Annotated in this window: 15 protein-coding genes; 10 read left to right on the top strand and 5 right to left on the bottom strand. The window is 29.3% G+C overall.

Features of this window, described 5'->3' with window-relative positions; genetic code table 11:
* Window positions 1-21 precede the first annotated feature (21 nt).
* The 5 genes from NEF87_RS21465 to NEF87_RS21445 all read left to right on the top strand — a co-directional run bounded on the left by NEF87_RS21465 (window position 22) and on the right by NEF87_RS21445 (window position 6,496).
* Window positions 22-3,702, top strand: coding sequence for a hypothetical protein (locus tag NEF87_RS21465; RefSeq protein ID WP_457917439.1), 3,681 nt, complete (start codon window positions 22-24; stop codon window positions 3,700-3,702).
* Window positions 3,703-3,829: 127 nt separating this feature from the next.
* Entirely contained in the window at window positions 3,830-4,063 is a 234-nt protein-coding gene (locus NEF87_RS21460; protein ID WP_457917438.1) for a hypothetical protein, read from the top strand.
* Window positions 4,064-4,066: 3 nt separating this feature from the next.
* On the top strand, window positions 4,067-4,681 hold the full coding sequence (locus NEF87_RS21455) for a hypothetical protein (protein ID WP_457917437.1): 615 nt from the start codon (window positions 4,067-4,069) through the stop codon (window positions 4,679-4,681).
* A gap of 8 nt (window positions 4,682-4,689) precedes the next feature.
* Window positions 4,690-5,094: a hypothetical protein gene (locus NEF87_RS21450; protein WP_457917436.1), complete on the top strand. Its 405-nt coding sequence runs from the start codon at window positions 4,690-4,692 to the stop codon at window positions 5,092-5,094.
* Window positions 5,095-5,545: 451 nt separating this feature from the next.
* Complete coding sequence (locus NEF87_RS21445; protein ID WP_457917435.1) at window positions 5,546-6,496, top strand: hypothetical protein; 951 nt, start codon at window positions 5,546-5,548, stop codon at window positions 6,494-6,496.
* Window positions 6,497-6,606: 110 nt separating this feature from the next.
* Here NEF87_RS21445 and NEF87_RS21440 read toward each other — a convergent pair whose 3' ends face one another.
* Both NEF87_RS21440 and NEF87_RS21435 read right to left on the bottom strand, forming a co-directional pair.
* Entirely contained in the window at window positions 6,607-7,800 is a 1,194-nt protein-coding gene (locus NEF87_RS21440; RefSeq protein ID WP_457917434.1) for a glycosyltransferase family 4 protein, read from the bottom strand.
* A gap of 58 nt (window positions 7,801-7,858) precedes the next feature.
* Window positions 7,859-9,118: a glycosyltransferase family 4 protein gene (locus NEF87_RS21435; protein WP_457917433.1), complete on the bottom strand. Its 1,260-nt coding sequence runs from the start codon at window positions 9,116-9,118 to the stop codon at window positions 7,859-7,861.
* 301 nt (window positions 9,119-9,419) lie between these two features.
* On the opposite strand from NEF87_RS21435, the gene NEF87_RS21430 reads away from it, so the two are divergent.
* Together NEF87_RS21430 and NEF87_RS21425 are read left to right on the top strand one after the other, a co-directional pair.
* Window positions 9,420-10,274, top strand: coding sequence for an ABC transporter permease (locus tag NEF87_RS21430; RefSeq protein WP_457917432.1), 855 nt, complete (start codon window positions 9,420-9,422; stop codon window positions 10,272-10,274).
* Window positions 10,275-11,036, top strand: a complete 762-nt coding sequence (locus tag NEF87_RS21425) for an ABC transporter ATP-binding protein (RefSeq protein WP_457917431.1) — start codon at window positions 10,275-10,277, stop codon at window positions 11,034-11,036.
* Between the two features lie 3 nt (window positions 11,037-11,039).
* Here the strand turns inward: NEF87_RS21425 and NEF87_RS21420 are convergent, their stop codons facing one another.
* Window positions 11,040-12,272, bottom strand: a complete 1,233-nt coding sequence (locus tag NEF87_RS21420; RefSeq protein ID WP_457917430.1) for a glycosyltransferase family 4 protein — start codon at window positions 12,270-12,272, stop codon at window positions 11,040-11,042.
* Window positions 12,273-12,366: 94 nt separating this feature from the next.
* Between NEF87_RS21420 and NEF87_RS21415 the strand changes: the two genes are divergently transcribed.
* The 3 genes from NEF87_RS21415 to galE all read left to right on the top strand — a co-directional run bounded on the left by NEF87_RS21415 (window position 12,367) and on the right by galE (window position 15,981).
* Window positions 12,367-13,437, top strand: a complete 1,071-nt coding sequence (locus NEF87_RS21415) for a glycosyl transferase family 90 (RefSeq protein WP_457917429.1) — start codon at window positions 12,367-12,369, stop codon at window positions 13,435-13,437.
* Window positions 13,438-13,607: 170 nt separating this feature from the next.
* Window positions 13,608-14,834 (top strand): glycosyltransferase, encoded by a 1,227-nt coding sequence (locus NEF87_RS21410; RefSeq protein WP_457917428.1) that lies wholly within the window; start codon window positions 13,608-13,610, stop codon window positions 14,832-14,834.
* A 172-nt stretch (window positions 14,835-15,006) separates the two neighbouring features.
* Window positions 15,007-15,981 carry a UDP-glucose 4-epimerase GalE gene (gene galE, locus NEF87_RS21405; RefSeq protein ID WP_457917427.1) on the top strand — a complete coding sequence of 325 codons (975 nt, stop codon included), beginning with the start codon at window positions 15,007-15,009 and terminating at the stop codon, window positions 15,979-15,981.
* Between the two features lies 1 nt (window position 15,982).
* Here the strand turns inward: galE and glf are convergent, their stop codons facing one another.
* A complete protein-coding gene (gene glf / locus NEF87_RS21400; protein ID WP_457917426.1) occupies window positions 15,983-17,101 on the bottom strand; it encodes a UDP-galactopyranose mutase in 1,119 nt (372 codons plus the stop codon).
* Window positions 17,094-18,023, bottom strand: coding sequence for a hypothetical protein (locus NEF87_RS21395; RefSeq protein ID WP_457917425.1), 930 nt, complete (start codon window positions 18,021-18,023; stop codon window positions 17,094-17,096). Before NEF87_RS21395 ends, glf begins: the two co-directional genes overlap by 8 nt.
* Window positions 18,024-18,069: the final 46 nt, after the last annotated feature.

The raw sequence follows: 18,069 nt of genomic DNA, 5'->3' as shown, positions 1-18,069 counted from the left end.
AATTAATTAGATTAATCAATAATGGAAATTAAAAAAAAAAATGAAGAAAATATAAGGAATTTTTTTAAATCAAAAAAATTTAAAGCAATTCTTGTATTCTGCGTCCCTTTTACACTTCTTTCGGCCTATTTCTTATGGCTTATCCCCACATGGATCAAGATCCCCTTTCTATTTATCACTTTTATTACTTTACTATTCCTGTACATTATTTTGAATGATGTGAATATTCCAATATCACTGCTCCAATTTAAGAAGATTGTTGGAAAATTTAATTCAAAAATACTCAAAAATGTATTCTTGTGTTCTTTGCCAACAATTCAAGTAATTTTATCAATATTAACAATAAATCTGGGATTTCTTTCTTCCATTATTGCATTACTTAACACTTCTTTTCTACCCGGATATTGTATTCTTGCAATTACAAAAATAAGAACAAAATTTTCCAGAATAGAAATGATAGCGTTTTCATTTATCACAAGTTATATTTTTACAGCCATTCTATGGTTTATATTAGTTATATCAAAAATAGCGAACAGAAATACTATTTTCTTGGTTTTATTATTGATTTTAGTTGGAGGAACCATTCTATTCACGAACAAAGAAATTTCTTATCCAAAAATTGAATCTTTTGCCTCTAAAAATGATTGGATGGGTTTTGCGATAATTTATATGATGTATATTTTTTCAAGTTTACTTCTCTACCCGCAAATTGTCTATTCAATTTCTCCTGACATATATCGCCATTATTCATATAGTGTGCTATTTGGAGAATCAATAAATGATTATTTTCTTCAATATTATTCTTGGTTCTATACAGTGGCCCATTCACATGAATCAGCATTTATCTTTTTATCTAACGGTTCAATAGTAGTGAATCAGACTACTTTGTTATTAATAAATTATATCTTACCCATTGTCTTCTATACTGCGATGAAACGTTTCTTTAATAAAATTGATAAAAGAATTCCAATTCTTGCGACTTGGGCTTACATGCTTGGTGCAACGGGAGGACTTGGATGGATATATTTCATTAAACTTAGGTTAATCAATCAGCTTCCTTTTTCTAATGCTTTGAATCTCGCAAATTCCCAAACATTAAACTCATTATATTATGGATTTTCTCCATCTTACTACACACCCATTATTCCATCATTTATTATTTTGTTTGGAATTATGACATTAATTCAGATTGATTCAATTCCCGGGAAATTATTTATTCCATTATTGACAATTATGCAAGTTGGAATGTTCCTATCCCATGTGGCTGAAGCTACCATTTTTGGAATATTTTTGGGAGTATTCTTATTTTTCTTTAAAGGGAAAGGGATCAAATCAACCGAAACATTGTTTTCTATGATTCTTTCCTATATAAGCATCATAATATTTTATAAATTATATAATTATTTGTCAAAAGCAATAGAAGAGTGGATTTTTCCTCTTTACTTCTATTTACTATATGTTACCTTGGCTTTTCTAATTCTAACTATGATTATTCATCTTGGATGGAAATTTATTGTAAGGAATAAGGAAAAGATCACTAACACAAGATTAACAAATTATTTAATCAGAATTGAAAAATCACCAGCAGATAATCGATATTTTCCCCATGAAAGATGGCATAAGGTAGTCAAAATCTTAATTTTATTTGCTTTGCTATTACTTATCAGCGGGTTAGTGTACTGGACTTTTGTTTGGGATTCTGAATCACTAAGCATAGAGAATTTCTTAGAATCAGGACAAGTTCTTTGGTTTTTCCATCCGGTTAGACTGGGATTTTATGGATTATTTGGATTACTATATCTGTATTTTAGTGTTAAAAATAAAAATATTGATTTTAAATATAATTTCTTACTGATTTTTGGTATCTTCTGTATGGGTTTTGGAATTGTGCTAACTTATGTTCGATTACATATATTAACCGGACCAATCTACTATTTTGAGAGAAGATTGGGAGTGTTTATAATCATTCCATTTATTGCTACAGGGATTTATTATGGTTTGATACATTTTGACAAACACAAATTAAAAAATCTACAATTAAACGAAATACATTTCAGATCGTTATACAAATATCTCGTTCTATTCTTTCTCTTGATATCCAATTATTCAACAGTGTTATTTGGGTTAGAATATAGTTATCGAAATGGGGAAAATGCCAAACAATACTTACCGGTTTTATGGGATGAGGACAAAATGGGAATAAATGCAATTAGAACTCTTCTTGAAGAAGATAATTCAGCTTATATTATTACACTGGATGAATTCACTTATCAAATGATTAATAAATCTGAATCAAATTCACGCATAGTGTTAAATTTAGTTCTTGGAGAAAAACTTTCTTACAATACACTCACAGAGAGCATATTTTTACAGCAATATACCATGAAAAATGAAGGATTTGAAAATTCCTATTTATATTTAACCCAAGGAAATGTTTCTAAAATCAACGAGCGATACCATGATTATTTCAAAGAGATGTTAAATATTTTCCATAAAGTTTATAGTGAAGAAGATTACACCATTTACCGCATTCCGAAAATTTCACCACCTCAATCGAATAGTGATTTGAAAATAGTTTTTCCTCAGGATAATTATCTTCCTTTTTCCCAAAAAGTCCAAAATATGAATCTATTCAGCCAAGCATATAGAAATTTCTCGACAATCAATGATTTAGATGGATCTTTGTTTGATTATGATAAATTATTTTTAGCTTTCGACCCCCTAAATGATGATTCTTTGAATATTACCCCATCCTTTTATGAATGGGAAAGTTGTGGAGGAAATTTTGATTTTCAAACAGCAACTGAGTTCAATATTAACTCTTATTCTAAAGATCCATATGTTTCAAGTGGAACTTTAATGTGTCCTTATCCCATTTCCAATTTAACTGCCAGGTTTCAAATTTCAATAGCAGATATGGATAAAAATGTAAATAATTACCTAGAGTTTGTTTTTTCCCAGAATGATGACATGAGTTTCAACAAAATAGTGTACTTATTTTCACCTTCGGGTTTTATTCATTATTATTTCATTGTTGGAGATCAAATATTACCTCAAACATGGCCGGGCGTTAATACAAGCATAAATTGGAAATTAAGGGATCATCTAATTGTAGATATATCAATAAATGAACAAGGAATAGATTTTTCGCTAAATAATTTTCATGCAACAAACAATAATACTTCAAATTCGAATGTTTTTGGAATCCAATACACGACCTATTCCACTAGTTTTATTGTCAATTTTGATCTTCGAGATTTTGAAGCATTTTATGCAGTTAAATCCAGTAGAAACATCGAAGATTATTATGATTATATCGAGAATGGAGGAGACTTAATCATTTTTAACTCAAATGGATATAATGCATTCGCTAAAGAAATGATAGAAATGTCATTTAGTACGAGTGCATCTAATAAGCTGATAGGTGAAACTGAATCTATTGATCTTTTGTATGAAATCGAATTGATTCTATTAAGTGTTACACCAGCAAATGCTTCAATCTTAGCTTCTTATTCAAATTCATACGATGAAGAAGTTCCGTTCATTATTACTCAACCAATCGGTATGGGGAATCTCTACTACATAAATATATATCCCATTTTTAAAGCAATTCAATTAAAAATTTACCAAGAAACAGGAATTCCGTATTATGAAGATATTTTGAGGGTAGTTAATCTGGATATTCCATATCTCACATACTAAAGAGAATTATTTCTTCCTTTTTTTATCAGTTCCAACTGATTCGACAAAAATATCGTAATTGACCATAAATAATTTATCTAGTATTTGCATCAATGCACTCAAAATAAAAGGATGCTTGAGTAATCGTATGAACCAATGCACTCAAGCCGTGCACCAAATTCCCCAATTTAGAACACGTTATCCTAATTTTAATAAGATTTCTTTCTTCAAAAATCTTGCTAAGTCAGTCAGATATGCTCTTGGTCTTCCGACAACTCTCATCGGACGGAAATGGGTATTGGATGACATCATTGCAATTCTCTATTATGGTTGGATTCGTGGAGTCTCCATCCATCATGCATCTGAAAAGTTGAACCGTTGAGCAATGAAATATTCTGGATTTACACCCCAAATTTTTTTAGATGGACGCCAATCGCGTGCATTTCCTCACCAAACGACTATAAATGACTGGCTAAGAGACCAAACCTTGGTATCAGTAGAAAAAATCTATAAATTGGTGTTTGAAAAGATGATACATCTTATATTTCTTGCCGAGGCACGAAAAACTAATTTTGTTTTAGAGTTTGATTTAACCTATCTTGGTTATTGGGGACGAAGATGGGATCCATTAATCAAAGGAAGTAAAATGGTTAAAGGTACAAGACGTATTTGTCATTATCATGGAGCTATGATCCATGGCAGCAAGAAATCATTATTTATTGGATGCCACTACGTCGCCAAAGGGGAATCAAAAATTCCCTTTATGCTTCAGATTACTGATTGGCTTTTAGAACTTGGATTAAATATCAAAGTCTGTGTTGTAGATCGGGAATATTATCGACATAATGTGCTCAAATCTTTCAAAATTTGCAATGTTGATGTTATCACACCCGCAAAGGACTATTCGCAATTAAAAAATTGCAAGCGGCATTACTTAGATCAAAAAAAGGGGCGCACTCAACAATACGAGATAGGAACAAAAGCAAAAAAAGGGGTATAACGCAAAAAATGCGATGTTGGGTACTCCTGTTTGCCCGTGGAAATCAATCCTTAGCAGCAATTAAAAATGCCTATCGCCAAAATAATTTAAGTTTGACTGATGCATCAGAGCAAATTTATGCATTGATCACCACAATTGCCCCTCAATTCCATTCAAAATCATTCGTATATACCATCAAGCGGTATTATAAAATGAAATGGCAAATTGAGACCGCTTTTAGAGATGTAGATGATCATAAAGGGATATGGCGGTCGAATTATGATGGAATACGATTATTTGCGGAAATTGGGAAATATTTGCTCTTCAATTTTTGGCAAATCGAACGAGGTGAATTAGACTCCAATAAAGCCATAACATTCCAAGAATATCGAGATTGGCTCATCGATGAATTTTCTGATTCAATCAACCTATAACTCAAATATTTAGTCAATAAGTTAATGATGGGGCATAAAAATGTAAAAATGGATATTTCATTGGGAACTGTTTTATTTCTTGCAAGTTTGCATTGATATATCGAAATATCTTAGATTATCAAACAACATTGTGGTTTCTTAATAGCAATAAATCTTCCAATTGCGAGTTATACTTCTTTCAATAACCAAATTTTCATCATTTTTCTACCTCTTCATTTTTCAAATTAAGTCCATTATGAAAACAATACTTACTTTAATCCATCTAAATTGAAGAAGATAGGAATTTAATTGATCATTAATTGGACTATATGGATACAAAATCCTTTATAAAATAAATCGAACTTCTTCAATGGAACGGGCTTAGGGTAACATGAAATATGTTTTAGGTATAATGCAGAAAAATAAGCTTTCTTTAAAACTATATAATTTAATTGTATTTGTGAAAAATTTTATGGATAACAGTGTAATAATATTAAAAAATAGGTGGCAAAAAGAAAAATATTGTAAATTTGTTTCATCAAGAGGAATTGCCCAACATTGTGACGTGTTTCCACGCGACATCATTTCTGATTCTCAAAGTCTAAATCTAGATGACTATAAAAAAATTAAAAATATGGATACAGTTTATGTTGTTTCATCAGCCTTAACGAATTTCTATTTTAAAATATTCCCAAATCTTATGAGAAATGGTATTAAGATTATTTTGGTTACAGGAGCATGTGTTATTAGTGTCCCAAATGAATTATCAAAAGAACACTCAATTAATTATATCGAAAAAATTGCGAATTCTAATACAATAATCCATTGGTTTACTCAAAATTGTGATCTACCCAACCATCACAAAATTACCCCTATTCCCTTAGGAATTGATTATCACACTCTTCAAAAAAGGGAATATATATGGGGACCACAATCTTATGCGAGACAACAAGAGAAATTATTGAAAAAAATTTCAAAAAAAAATAATTTGTGGAGAGAAAAAAAAAATGCAAGTTTTTCATACTTTCAGTTCAAATTATTTGATAGGCATAACGAAGATCGACATCGAGCTTTGGATCAACTTAAAAAAGTAGATTTCAATGTTTTTCTTAAAAAACCATTACCTAGGGCGCAAACATGGATACTCCAAGCAAAATTCAAGTACATTATTTCACCCCATGGTAATGGGTTAGATTGTCATCGAACATGGGAAGCATTATATTTAAATTGTGTCCCAATAATAAAAAGTAGCACAATTGATTCAATATATAAAGATTTGCCCGTATTAATCTTAGATTCTTGGGAGGATTTAACGAAGGAAAACTTAGAAAAATTTACATCAATATATGAAAAAAAAAATGATAGTAAAAAAAGATTATACTTGAAATTTTGGGTAAAATTGATAAAATCTTATAGGAAATAAATCCAAAATGTTGGTAATTTAATCTTTATGGAGACATTGCCGAAATTTTTCTTCAATCTGGACCTTAGCAATAATGTTAAATCAGATAAAAAAAATGATTCAATGAATTTTTAGTTTGTTTTTGAATCCATTATAATCCTTTGGATATGGGAAAGAAAACGCTCACCAGCCTTCTTTAAACCCCAAAACTCTTCAACATAATTACGTCTATCAATATTTGATTGAGGATCATCTGTTTGATCATTTAATAAGGATTCAATTGCATTTCCAAATTTTTTTTCAATCCGTTCAATTAGAATGCCAGATTGAAATGCACCCAAACTTTCTCTAATTCCTCCCTCCCTAACACCGATAATAGGCGTCCCACAAGCAAGCGCTTCGAGAGGAACTAGCCCAAAAGGTTCCAAATAGGGAGAATATAATAGGATAGAAGTAGTCCGATATAAATCGAGTAATTCTTCATGCCCAATATTGCTTCTTATTTCAATTTCTACTGCTTTACTTTTAGCTAAACCCAATAAATATTCTTTCCATTTCTGATTTACATTATTTGAAACCAAAATTAAAAGAGGTCTTTTATTTTTTGGGATAAAGGATAAAGACTTGATCAGAAAATCAAACCCCTTTGCTGGTGTGCAGCTACCAACAGACAATAAAAATGATTGTCTTTGTATTTTTTTGGGAGAAAAAACGTCTAAATCAATTCCCAAATAAGAAACTTGTGCATTTAATCCATATTTTCTTAAAATTGATTCTTTTGAAAAAAAAGAATTTGCTAAAATATTTTTTACATTTGAAACATTTTTTAATTCAATTTCATATAATTTTCTATCTATAAAACGATGAAAATGATTTTTCTTGGGTAATTTTCCTTCTTTCATAAGATGATGAACTATCGCTTCATTTTCTCTGGATGGTTGCTGACAAAAATAAAGCATTGGCTTTGTAATATATTTTAATATGAAAGGAGAAAAGAAAAACTGATCTTGTTCACAAATAACGATGTCATAATCCTTTTTATTTATGAGGCATGCAATATTTTTATCAACCTCTTCCACGGCAGAGAGAATTTTGCTTGGAACCTTATATTTGAATAAGGAAACGAGAAAAGTCCTAAATGATGGATTGACAGGAAATGAGAAAAAATTATCAACGATATTTTTTAATGGAAGATAGTCCTCATTGGCAGTAGATGGAATGTATAAGTCAATTTCATTTCTTCGAGCTTTTAAATATTTAATATTGTTATATAAAGCACGTTTGGCCCCTCCAGATGGTAAATTGTGATAAACTGCAATTTTCATTTGATATTTCCTACTTTTTTAATAGATGAGGTATATTTTTATTACCCAGATAATTAAATTAAGACTTTTGTATTTTTTCTTTAAGTTTTGATTTGGTTTGATTAATATGCAGTTCATATTTCTTTGCAATTGCTGCGAAACTATGATATTTCTTAATATACTCTTGAGCATTCTTTGACAATTTCTTTCTATAAATGACATCATTGTATAGTAATTGCATATATTTTATTGCTACATCCAAATCAGGTTCAGCCCAAACAGAATTTTTATCGGAATAGGGATATTGCCCCTTTTCGACAGGAATCAAAGTATATGGAACTAAACATGAATTATCATCTTTCATAAAATCACAATTCCCTGAGTAATTGGTTCCAATTACATTTTTTCCCATGAACATAGCTTCCGCTAATCCCAATCCAAACCCTTCGGACCGATGGAGTGATACATACACATCACAACAATTGATTAGGCCGAGCATATTTTCGCGGTCTAATAATTCATCAATAATATAAATATTATTTTTTCGTTGCGAAATGAGATTATTTAATGCATTTTCTTGGTCTAAATTTCCCTTTAAACGATGACACTTAATAACTAACCCTACGTTCTCAGAATTTTTTTCATCAAATGCTTCAATAAAGCATCTAATGATTGCACTAGGATTTTTTCTATCAATATATGATGACATATCAAAGCTAAAAATAAAGAGAAATTTATCTGCAGGTAAATTGAAGGTTTTTCGAGAAATTTGACTGGGAATTGAAAAATCTACAGGAATAGGCATATAGTATACAGGTTTATTTGTAGTTTTTTTAATTGCATTATAAATAAATTTTGAAGGTGCCCATATTTCATCAAGATATTTAAATTGTTTTCTAAAAGATCTTGGGAAAATTGACAATTCCCAATAGCCATAACCAATATTATACTGGGATGTGTGAATATCGTTTTTTATGTTTGTTCGTAATTCGACTAATTGTGGAGCATTCATACAAAATAAATTAATGGAGTATTTACCTCTATCTGTAATAAAAGAAGTTAATGTATTATCAGTGTGAGTTTGGCCGGGTAAAATGGAATTTATAACTGAAAATTGCAAATTACTTCTTATAAATGCTTGAGTCACAAGTCTCATGTGTTGTCCTATTCCAAAATCGCCTTTTGGATAACCAATAATATTAACACCAAACTCATTTTTTTTTTTTTTTAATCTCTTTTTAAATTCATGAAATTGAACTGGAATTTTAATAGTAAAGAAACGATACGGATAATAATAACCAAATGTGTATATGAGATTCTTAAAATCTTTTAACTTCATATAAAAGAAAGAACGTAATTTCTTTCTTAACTTTTTTCTTTCAAGTTTTATATGATCTACCGGTGAATTTGGTTTTTTGAAACGCATGTAAGAACAATCATTTAATGAAAATCTAGAAGATAACGTTCTCGAAAAACCAAGAAAAAAATCTTACCAATTCAATGATCAATTATTGATTACTCCAATGATTAATGATTGAATCAATTAAATTTATGAAAATGGTTTATTTCCAATTTAGATATTAAAAAAGTAAAAGGAATAAAGAAAAATTTTTCTTTTATAAATAATTTAGGGTTAATATATGGAGGATAAAGGTAATATAACTGTAATTAAACCGAAAGATCTGACTCATTTAAGCATTTTTGAAACACAAAAGGAAATAATTGATGATTTAAAAAAAAATAAATGGCTTACTGCTCAATTTATTAAAAGAAATTTCCTTTCTATTCATAAACAATCCTTTCTAGGGTTTTTATGGGCATTTATATTTCCAATTTTGAATGTTTTAACATTTGTTTTTTTGAATGAATCTGGAATATTCATTTCTGGAGTAAGTGAAGTCCCTTATCCGATTTATGCCACTTTGGGAATGGCTTACTGGCAATTATTCTCCTCATCAATAATGGCATGTACATATTCCATCATTAGTACGGGGGGAATGATTAAAAAAATAAATTTCTCGTTAAAACCTATAGTTTTCTCATCAATTGGATATTCTGTCATCACTTTCTTCACTCAAACTCTCTTAGTTGTCATATTGCTATTAATTTATGGCTATGTACCAAATATAGTTGCTCTTTTGGCATCAATTGTTTTTATAATTCCGATCATATTTCTTTCAACGGGTTTTGGACTAATATTTGCAATTTTTAATACAATTGCGCACGATGTTGCATCAATACTTACTGCAATTCTTCCCTTTTTAATGTTAATTACCCCAGTCCTTTATATTGTGCCTGAAACAGGTATAATTAAATTTTTATCAACTATTAACCCAGTCTATTATTTGATTTCATTCCCAAGGGATTTAATATTATTTTCTTCATCATCACTTACTACGGAATATTTTATCACCGTTGTATTTTCTATTGTTTGTTTTTGGATTTTATTAACGGCTTTCCATGTTACTGAGAAACGGATAAAGGAGATATTATAAATGGATGAAAATGTTGTATTTCAAGTAAATAATGTTTCAAAGAAATTTTGTAAAACACTTTCCAAATCGATGGTTTATACAATGAAAGATGTATTGAGGAAAATCTTTGGATTAAAAACACATTCTGAGAAATTGAGAAAAGATGAATTTTGGTCTGTAAGCAATGTATCTTTCCAACTTAAAAAGGGAGAAACATTGGCACTTATTGGTCATAATGGATCAGGGAAAACAACACTTCTTCAAATATTGAATGGAATCTACACCCCCGATAAAGGAACCATTAAATACAGAGGTGAAATGGGTGCTTTGATCGGAGTAGGCGCAGGATTCCACCCAGATTTAACAGGAAGTGAAAATATTTATGTGAACGGAGCAATACTTGGAATGTCGAAAAAAACAATTGATGCAAAATATAATGAAATCATTGAATTTGCGGACATTGGGGATTTCATCGACACACCAGTTAAACATTACTCTTCCGGGATGTATATTCGATTAGGTTTTGCCATATCATACCAAATGGAACCAGATATTTTACTAATAGACGAGGTTTTAGCAGTAGGTGATGAAAAATTTCGCGCAAAATGTTATCAAGCAATTAATAGATATAAGGAACGTTCTGCAATAATATTGGTGACCCATGACATGAATATGGTCAAAAAATTAGCAACTAAAGTTGGAGTCATGGATCACGGACATTTAACAATGTTTGAAGAAGATCCTTCTCTTGGAATTAAGCATTATTTAGACACTATGAAATAACATTTATCCATTATTTTTTATCTTAACTATACGTTCTTCATATTTCTTGCCAATTGCATTGAAACTGTAGAACTTTCGCATATGATCAAATGCGTTTTTAGCTTGTTTTTCCCTAAAGTCTTTATCATTGTATAATTTAAGCATAAATTTTGCAGCCGCATCCAGTTCTGGTTCAGCCCATACTGATCCTTTTTCAACATAGGGATATTGATTTTTTTCCACTGGAATTAGTTTGTAAGGAACCAAACAAGAATTATCTGCATTCATAAAATCAACATTGCCGGAATAATTGGTGCCAATGACATTTTTTCCCATATACATGGCTTCCGCTAATCCCAAACCAAACCCTTCTGAACGATGTAACGATATATATACATCGCAACAATTAATTAAACCTAACATTTTTTCGCGATCCAATAATTCATCAACAATATATATATTAGGTGCATTTGTATGAAGCATGAGACTGTGATAGGATTCATCAAATCTTTTAATACCCTTCATTCTTTGAAATTTGATTATCAAACCGACATCATTGATGTTTTTATTATTAAAAGCTTTTTTAAATGACTGGATTACAGCTTCGGGATTTTTTCTAATCACACTGGAACCCATATCGAAGCTAAAGAGAAATAGAAATTTATTTTCAGGCAGATTAAAATCTTTTCTGGAAATATGATGAGGAATATCGAATTCCACGGGAATTGGCATATGATACACGGGAAGATCCGTACTTTGTTTCATTGTATCATAAATAAATTTGGAGGGGGCCCAAACCTCATCGAGATACTTAAATTGCTTGAGGTATTTTTTTGGCAATATTGGAAGTTCCCAATAACCGTACCCAATATTATATTGAGTTTTTACGAAATCGTTTACTGTGATTGTTATATACGTTATTAATCGAGGTGCATTAAGGCAAATTAAATTTATATCATATAGATTTTCATGAGATATTAAATAATCTATATTATTATTATTATTAGGATTATTATACTCAAGTTTCGTATCATTTACTATGAAATTCAGGTTAGTTTTTTCAAATGAATGAGAAACTAATCGAATATGTTCCCCCATTCCAAAATCTCCTTTTGGAAGACCAACTATGTTAACCCCTAATAGTTTCTTATCATTTCTTCGATTTTTTTTTAATTTGTAATAGTAATATTTCAAATAACTGTAGGGTTTATAATAAAAATACGTATACAAGAAATTTTTCATAGATTTTATTAACATCAAGTAATCTGAAATATTCAAATAATAATATTTTTTTGAAACAAATGTCAATTGATTTCAAAAATTTATTATTTATTCTATAATTCAATTTATTATGAATATTGATGAAAGAGTTCAATATTATATGGGAAAATGGTGGAATACAGACCTTGTTATTGATCGCAGACAGGTTGAAAAATTTTCAGAAACTTTACCACATTGGAACGATTTAACTGTCCTATACAATGATCATATTTTTAAAAAATATCACAGTATTCCTTATATCAAAGATTTTCAAAGAATTTTGAACTTACTGTCAATTCCGAACAAAAACAATAAATTTATTGTTCAATTTGGAGATATTTCATCTCATTTTCCAGATTTACCTGTGATAATGAAATATAGAACCCTTTCATCATCACCCGATAAAATGAAAGATAATTCAATTGTTTTCAAACTTAATATTTTTCGACATTGGCTTTTTTTTGATGATATAAACCAAAATGATGTTTCATGGGATGAAAAAAGTAGCAGAATTGTTTGGCGAGGAATTACAACAGGATATGGTGAAAATAATCCAAGATATCGTTTAGTTAGGACCTATATGGACAAATATTTTATATCTGACAAATTCAGACTCTTAAAAAAAAGTTTTTTTAAATTAAATCGAATAATTGCTTGTATAAGCCGAATGATCCCATTGAAATTAATTTCATATTTTAGTTCTTTTCTTAAAAAAAAATGTGACAATTATCTTGTTTTTAATATAGGATTTAATGAAATATGCCAAGAACAACAACATCTGAGCAAAAATGTTAAAGGATTTATGTCTATTAAAGAACAGCTTCAGTATAAATATATTATTAGCATTGAAGGAAATGATGTTGCAACAAATTTGAAATGGGGGCTATATTCTAATTCCCTTGTTTTAATGCCAAAACCTTCTGTAGAAAGTTGGTTGATGGAAGGAAAATTGAAACCGTATGTTCATTATGTTCCATTAAATGATAAATTAGATAATCTGGAAGAAATATATAAATGGTGCGTGTCTAACGATAAGAAATGTAAAAAAATTGCATCTAATGCAACAAAATATATGGAAAAATTCATTGATTTAGAGCAAGAAAATGCAATCTTATTAAAAATATTAAAGATATACTGTAAAAATATTAAGATTGAATTGTAAAGAAAAGGAAGACTTTTACTTCAAATTGATATTACTATTCGAGTTTTTTTGAACAAGTAAAACTGAAAATAATTCATTTATACATCTTTACATCTAAAATTAATGAGGATTATGCTGTAAAGCTTCCTATATACCATAAAATTAAAATTTAGGCAACAAATAATTACTTTATGAAAATTAAGGAATTTTTTTATCTGATTTACGTATTCTTCTTGGTTAATTTCTATAATTTATTGAAACGATTTAAAAATCTAAAAAAGAATGATGGTGTTAATCTAATCGGATTTCCAAATGGAGATTTTGGAATTGGGCAACATATTCGATTAGTAACTAATGCATTTACAAAATTAACAGTAAATTTTTGTGTTAATGAATCAGATCTAGCGATTCAACATTCACATTCAAATAATGAAGTTAAAAATTTTATTTCAAAGGAAAATAAATACAATATCAATCTTTTTTGTATGAATGGAACCCAAGTTTGGCTTTACATGACAAGAAGATTAAACGAAATTATTAAATCTCAATATAATATTGGGTACGGCTATTGGGAATTATCAACTTTACCAAAAATTTTTACAAAACAGTTTAAGTATCTCGATGAAGTTTGGGCGCCCTCCAAATTTATTTATGACACAATGAAACACAGTACGAATCTTCCCGTATTCCATATGCCAATTCCGGTGGAATTCCAAATTCCCCATCATATATCCAGAAAAGATTTTAATCTGCCTAAAAATAAATTTCTATTTCTCTTTAGCTTCGATATGTCCTCATATATAACTAGAAAAAATCCAGAAGCAGTGATTCAGTGTTTCAAAAATGCTTTTTCAGACAATGATTCAGAAAAAGTTGGTTTGGTAATAAAACTCCAAAAAATTAAAAATGATTTAAAACAAGAAATAGATTTTAATGAATTTATTAACAGTTTTAATGCTAATAATATATATACCATTGATGAAGTTTTGGAACGTGAGAAAATGCTCGGCCTAATCAACTCTTGCGATGTTTATGTATCACTCCATCGGTCCGAAGGGTTTGGATTGGGATTAGCGGAAGCCATGTATATGGGAAAAAATGTCATTGGCACCAATTATTCCGGCAATGTTGATTTTATGAATGCAGATAATTCTTGTTTGGTTCCTTACAAACTAATTGAATTAAAGAAGGGAGAATACCTCCACTATAAACAAGGGATGGTTTGGGCAGATCCAGACTTATCTGAAGCAACTTCTTACATGAGGAAATTGTTTTATGATAAAAATTATAGAAATAAATTACAAATCAAAGCACAAGAAGATATTAAAAAATATCACAGTTTTGAAGCAATTTCAAGGAGTTATGAAAAGCGAATTAATGAGATTCAAAAATTGATTAATAAAAAACATTCTTCTTAGTATAAAGATAATCAGTACAAAATAGAACTTTGATTTAACTGACAATCACAGAAAAGAGAAATATTCGAGTATTTATTACTTTTGAACTGAAGAAACTGCAAAAATTAATCAACTTCTTAATTTCTCAAATATTTAATAATTCATTATTTTTAAAAAAAAAAAGGATTGTAAAATGAAGAAAATACTTTTTACAGGCGGTGCGGGATATATCGGTAGCCATACAATTCATTACTTTCTTAAAAATGGTTACTCACTTGATCAGTTAATTGTTTTTGATAATTTAAAATATGGTCATCGAGAATCACTCCCAGAAGGAATTCAAATTATTAAGGGAGATCTTCTCAATGTAGATGCAATAGAAGAAGTTTTCATTAAGAATGAAATTGAATCTGTTTTACATTTTGCGGCTTATGCTTATGTTGGAGAAAGCATGAAAAACCCAAGTTTATACTTCAATAATAATGTAAATGGTGGATTAAATTTGCTGGAATCAATGAGAAAACATTCATGCAACAAAATTGTTTTTTCATCATCATGCGCGATTTATGGACAACCTGAATATCTACCAATAGATGAAGAATCTGTAAAAAAACCCATTAATCCATATGGAGAAAGTAAGTTAATATTTGAGAGATATCTTCACTGGTATGATCAAATTTATGGAATCAAATCAATTTCAATGAGATATTTTAATGCAGCAGGAGCAGCATATGGAATCGGAGAATTACATGATCCAGAAACCCATTTAATCCCGCTAATTTTTGATGTAGTATTCGAAAAAACTAAGGAAATCAATGTATTTGGTAATTCTTATTCTACTAAAGATGGAACGTGCATACGTGATTATATTCATGTTTTAGATCTCGCAGAAGGGCACTTGAAAGCGCTTGAATATCTTAAAAAAACAAAAAAGTCAAATTATTTCAATTTGGGAACTGGTAAAGGAAATAGTATTTTAGAAATCATAAGAATTATTGAAGAGGTTTCAAAGAAGAATATTAGAATAAATTTTTGCAAAGAAAGACTTGGAGATCCTGCAATTCTTGTTGCTAATCCCGACAAAGCAGAAAAATTGCTTGACTGGAAAGCTAAAAAGAATATGTTAAATATCATTCAAGATGTTTTTGACTGGCAAAACCATTCTTAAATTAACTTCCCTTACCCAAGATTTCTTTTTTCAAAAGAATTTTTTCGAATAATTCTAAACTATTTGCAACAACTTGATCCATATTTAGATATTTGTATTGGGCTAATCTTCCTACAAAAATTATTTTTTTAAGAGATTTGGCTTCATCCTCATATTTTTTATATATTTCATGATTTTGCTTACGAGGAATTGGATAAAAAGGATCACCTTCGGCTTCTGGATATTCTTTCACAATTGTAGTATTAGGAATTTTTTGACCAGTCACATGCTTTATCTCGACAATTCGGGTATAATCGAAATCATTAGGATAATTAATTTGACTCCAATTTTGATAAAATTCTTGCTGATGATTTTCTATTTCAAATCTTAAGGAACGATATGGTAATCGGCCAAATTTGAAATTAAAGAATTCATCAATGCAGCCAGTAAATATTATAAGTTTAAAATCATCTAAATTTTTGATTTCTTTAAAATCTGTATTCAATTTAACAGTTATTTTAGGATTTTTCAACATTCGATTAAAGAGAGAATGATAGCCATCAACAGGCATAGCTTGAATTTCATCAGTAAAATACCTATCATCTGTATTTATTCTAATCGGAATTCTTGCACACACTTCTGGATCTAAATCCTTTGGATATAAATTCCATTGTTTGAATGTATAATTTTTGAAAAATTTTTCATAAATTTCTTTTCCAACTTTTGAAATAACAATTTCTTCGGAATTTTTTGGTTTTTCAATTTCTACTCTAATACTATTTAGGTATTCTTTAGTTTGTTGCTCGTTTTTCAAATGAATCTTAAAAAATTGATTAATTGTATCCCGATTTATTGGAATTGGATATAGATTTCCATCAACTGAAGTCCGTACCCTATATTCTACATGTCTCCATTTAGTAAATTGGGAAAGATATTGAAAAACCTTATCAGAATTAGTCCTAAAGTAATGGGGACCATATTTATGAATTAAAACACCATTATCATTATAATAATCAAAACTATTTCCTCCAACATGATCTCTTCTATCAATTAGAAGTAATTTTTTATTCAGTTTTGAACTAATTCTTTCTGCTAAAACTGAACCTGTGAAACCTGCACCTACAATCAATATATCATTCATTTAAATACTCTCGTTTTAGTGTTTCAATTAGTTTTGAATAATCGTTCAAATGGAAAATGGTTGATCCTGAAAATTTATTGTACCACTTAAATGAATTATGCCTCAATTCTCCTCCTTCTTTTGCAAAAATGATGTTTTTACCTCCAAAAAAGCTTGAAAATACAGAGCTTCCGCCTTGAACGGAAATAAAATGATCGCAATTTGCATAAAGCATCATTTGAAGAACGTTGAATGATAAATCTTCATTATTAATTGCCAAATCTTGTATAGTTTGAATATCTGGATATTTTTCTTCTATTAATTGCATATCGGGAAAACTTATTTCTTTTTGATCATCTGCAACAATATTTTTGCTTAAAGGGCGATTGTATATAATTTGATATTTTGATTTCAATAAATCAAATATTTCTTTCAAAATTTCAATAGATAAAAAATTGATAGGTTTCCCGCCCCATTCTTCCGTAAATTTATTGCAAATTACACAAATTGGTTTTCCCCAAAGGAATTTAGAATTTCTATAAATTTTTTTATATGGGGGAGGACACCATTTACTTGTATTTATTGAAGGAATATGGATATCTTTCAGAGGAAAATTTGAAACTTTGATAAACTTCCTCTTTTTATTTATTTCTACATGATACTTTGAGAAATAGTACAAACATTTTGTATCCTTTGCACTTCTTGTCGAAAGAAGTTTTCCATTTAAATGTAACCAGTAAGCAAAAGGAATAACTGCAATCAACTCATAACCAAATTCACCTAAATATTGAATATTTCTTTTTACATATGGTTTTATTTTTTTTTCAAGGAATCTCATTACTTTTTTTGGGCATAGTTCCCATAAAGTATCATATTTCGCAAATAAGTTAATTAGAATGGGGTTTTCATAAGGATTTTTATCAATATTATTTCTTTTTTTCATTTTCATTACTCTTAAATAATTTTAGAACATTGGAAAGTTGTTTTCT

It is taken from the genome of Candidatus Lokiarchaeum ossiferum (assembly GCA_025839675.1).
Lineage (GTDB): Archaea > Asgardarchaeota > Lokiarchaeia > Sigyniarchaeales > Promethearchaeaceae > Lokiarchaeum > Lokiarchaeum ossiferum.
This window is presented reverse-complemented; position numbering and strand designations above follow the sequence as displayed.

What these genes read in the sequence shown, in the direction of transcription:
- NEF87_RS21455 (WP_457917437.1), top strand. Translation starts at nt 4,067, where the DNA reads ATGAAATATTCTGGATTTACACCCCAAATTTTTTTAGATGGACGCCAA.
- NEF87_RS21425 (WP_457917431.1), top strand. Translation starts at nt 10,275, where the DNA reads ATGGATGAAAATGTTGTATTTCAAGTAAATAATGTTTCAAAGAAATTT.
- NEF87_RS21450 (WP_457917436.1), top strand. Translation starts at nt 4,690, where the DNA reads ATGCGATGTTGGGTACTCCTGTTTGCCCGTGGAAATCAATCCTTAGCA.
- NEF87_RS21460 (WP_457917438.1), top strand. Translation starts at nt 3,830, where the DNA reads ATGAACCAATGCACTCAAGCCGTGCACCAAATTCCCCAATTTAGAACA.
- glf (WP_457917426.1), bottom strand. Translation starts at nt 17,101, where the DNA reads ATGAATGATATATTGATTGTAGGTGCAGGTTTCACAGGTTCAGTTTTA.
- NEF87_RS21440 (WP_457917434.1), bottom strand. Translation starts at nt 7,800, where the DNA reads ATGAAAATTGCAGTTTATCACAATTTACCATCTGGAGGGGCCAAACGT.
- NEF87_RS21410 (WP_457917428.1), top strand. Translation starts at nt 13,608, where the DNA reads ATGAAAATTAAGGAATTTTTTTATCTGATTTACGTATTCTTCTTGGTT.
- NEF87_RS21415 (WP_457917429.1), top strand. Translation starts at nt 12,367, where the DNA reads ATGAATATTGATGAAAGAGTTCAATATTATATGGGAAAATGGTGGAAT.
- NEF87_RS21395 (WP_457917425.1), bottom strand. Translation starts at nt 18,023, where the DNA reads ATGAAAAAAAGAAATAATATTGATAAAAATCCTTATGAAAACCCCATT.
- galE (WP_457917427.1), top strand. Translation starts at nt 15,007, where the DNA reads ATGAAGAAAATACTTTTTACAGGCGGTGCGGGATATATCGGTAGCCAT.
- NEF87_RS21445 (WP_457917435.1), top strand. Translation starts at nt 5,546, where the DNA reads ATGGATAACAGTGTAATAATATTAAAAAATAGGTGGCAAAAAGAAAAA.
- NEF87_RS21420 (WP_457917430.1), bottom strand. Translation starts at nt 12,272, where the DNA reads ATGTTAATAAAATCTATGAAAAATTTCTTGTATACGTATTTTTATTAT.
- NEF87_RS21465 (WP_457917439.1), top strand. Translation starts at nt 22, where the DNA reads ATGGAAATTAAAAAAAAAAATGAAGAAAATATAAGGAATTTTTTTAAA.
- NEF87_RS21435 (WP_457917433.1), bottom strand. Translation starts at nt 9,118, where the DNA reads ATGAAGTTAAAAGATTTTAAGAATCTCATATACACATTTGGTTATTAT.
- NEF87_RS21430 (WP_457917432.1), top strand. Translation starts at nt 9,420, where the DNA reads ATGGAGGATAAAGGTAATATAACTGTAATTAAACCGAAAGATCTGACT.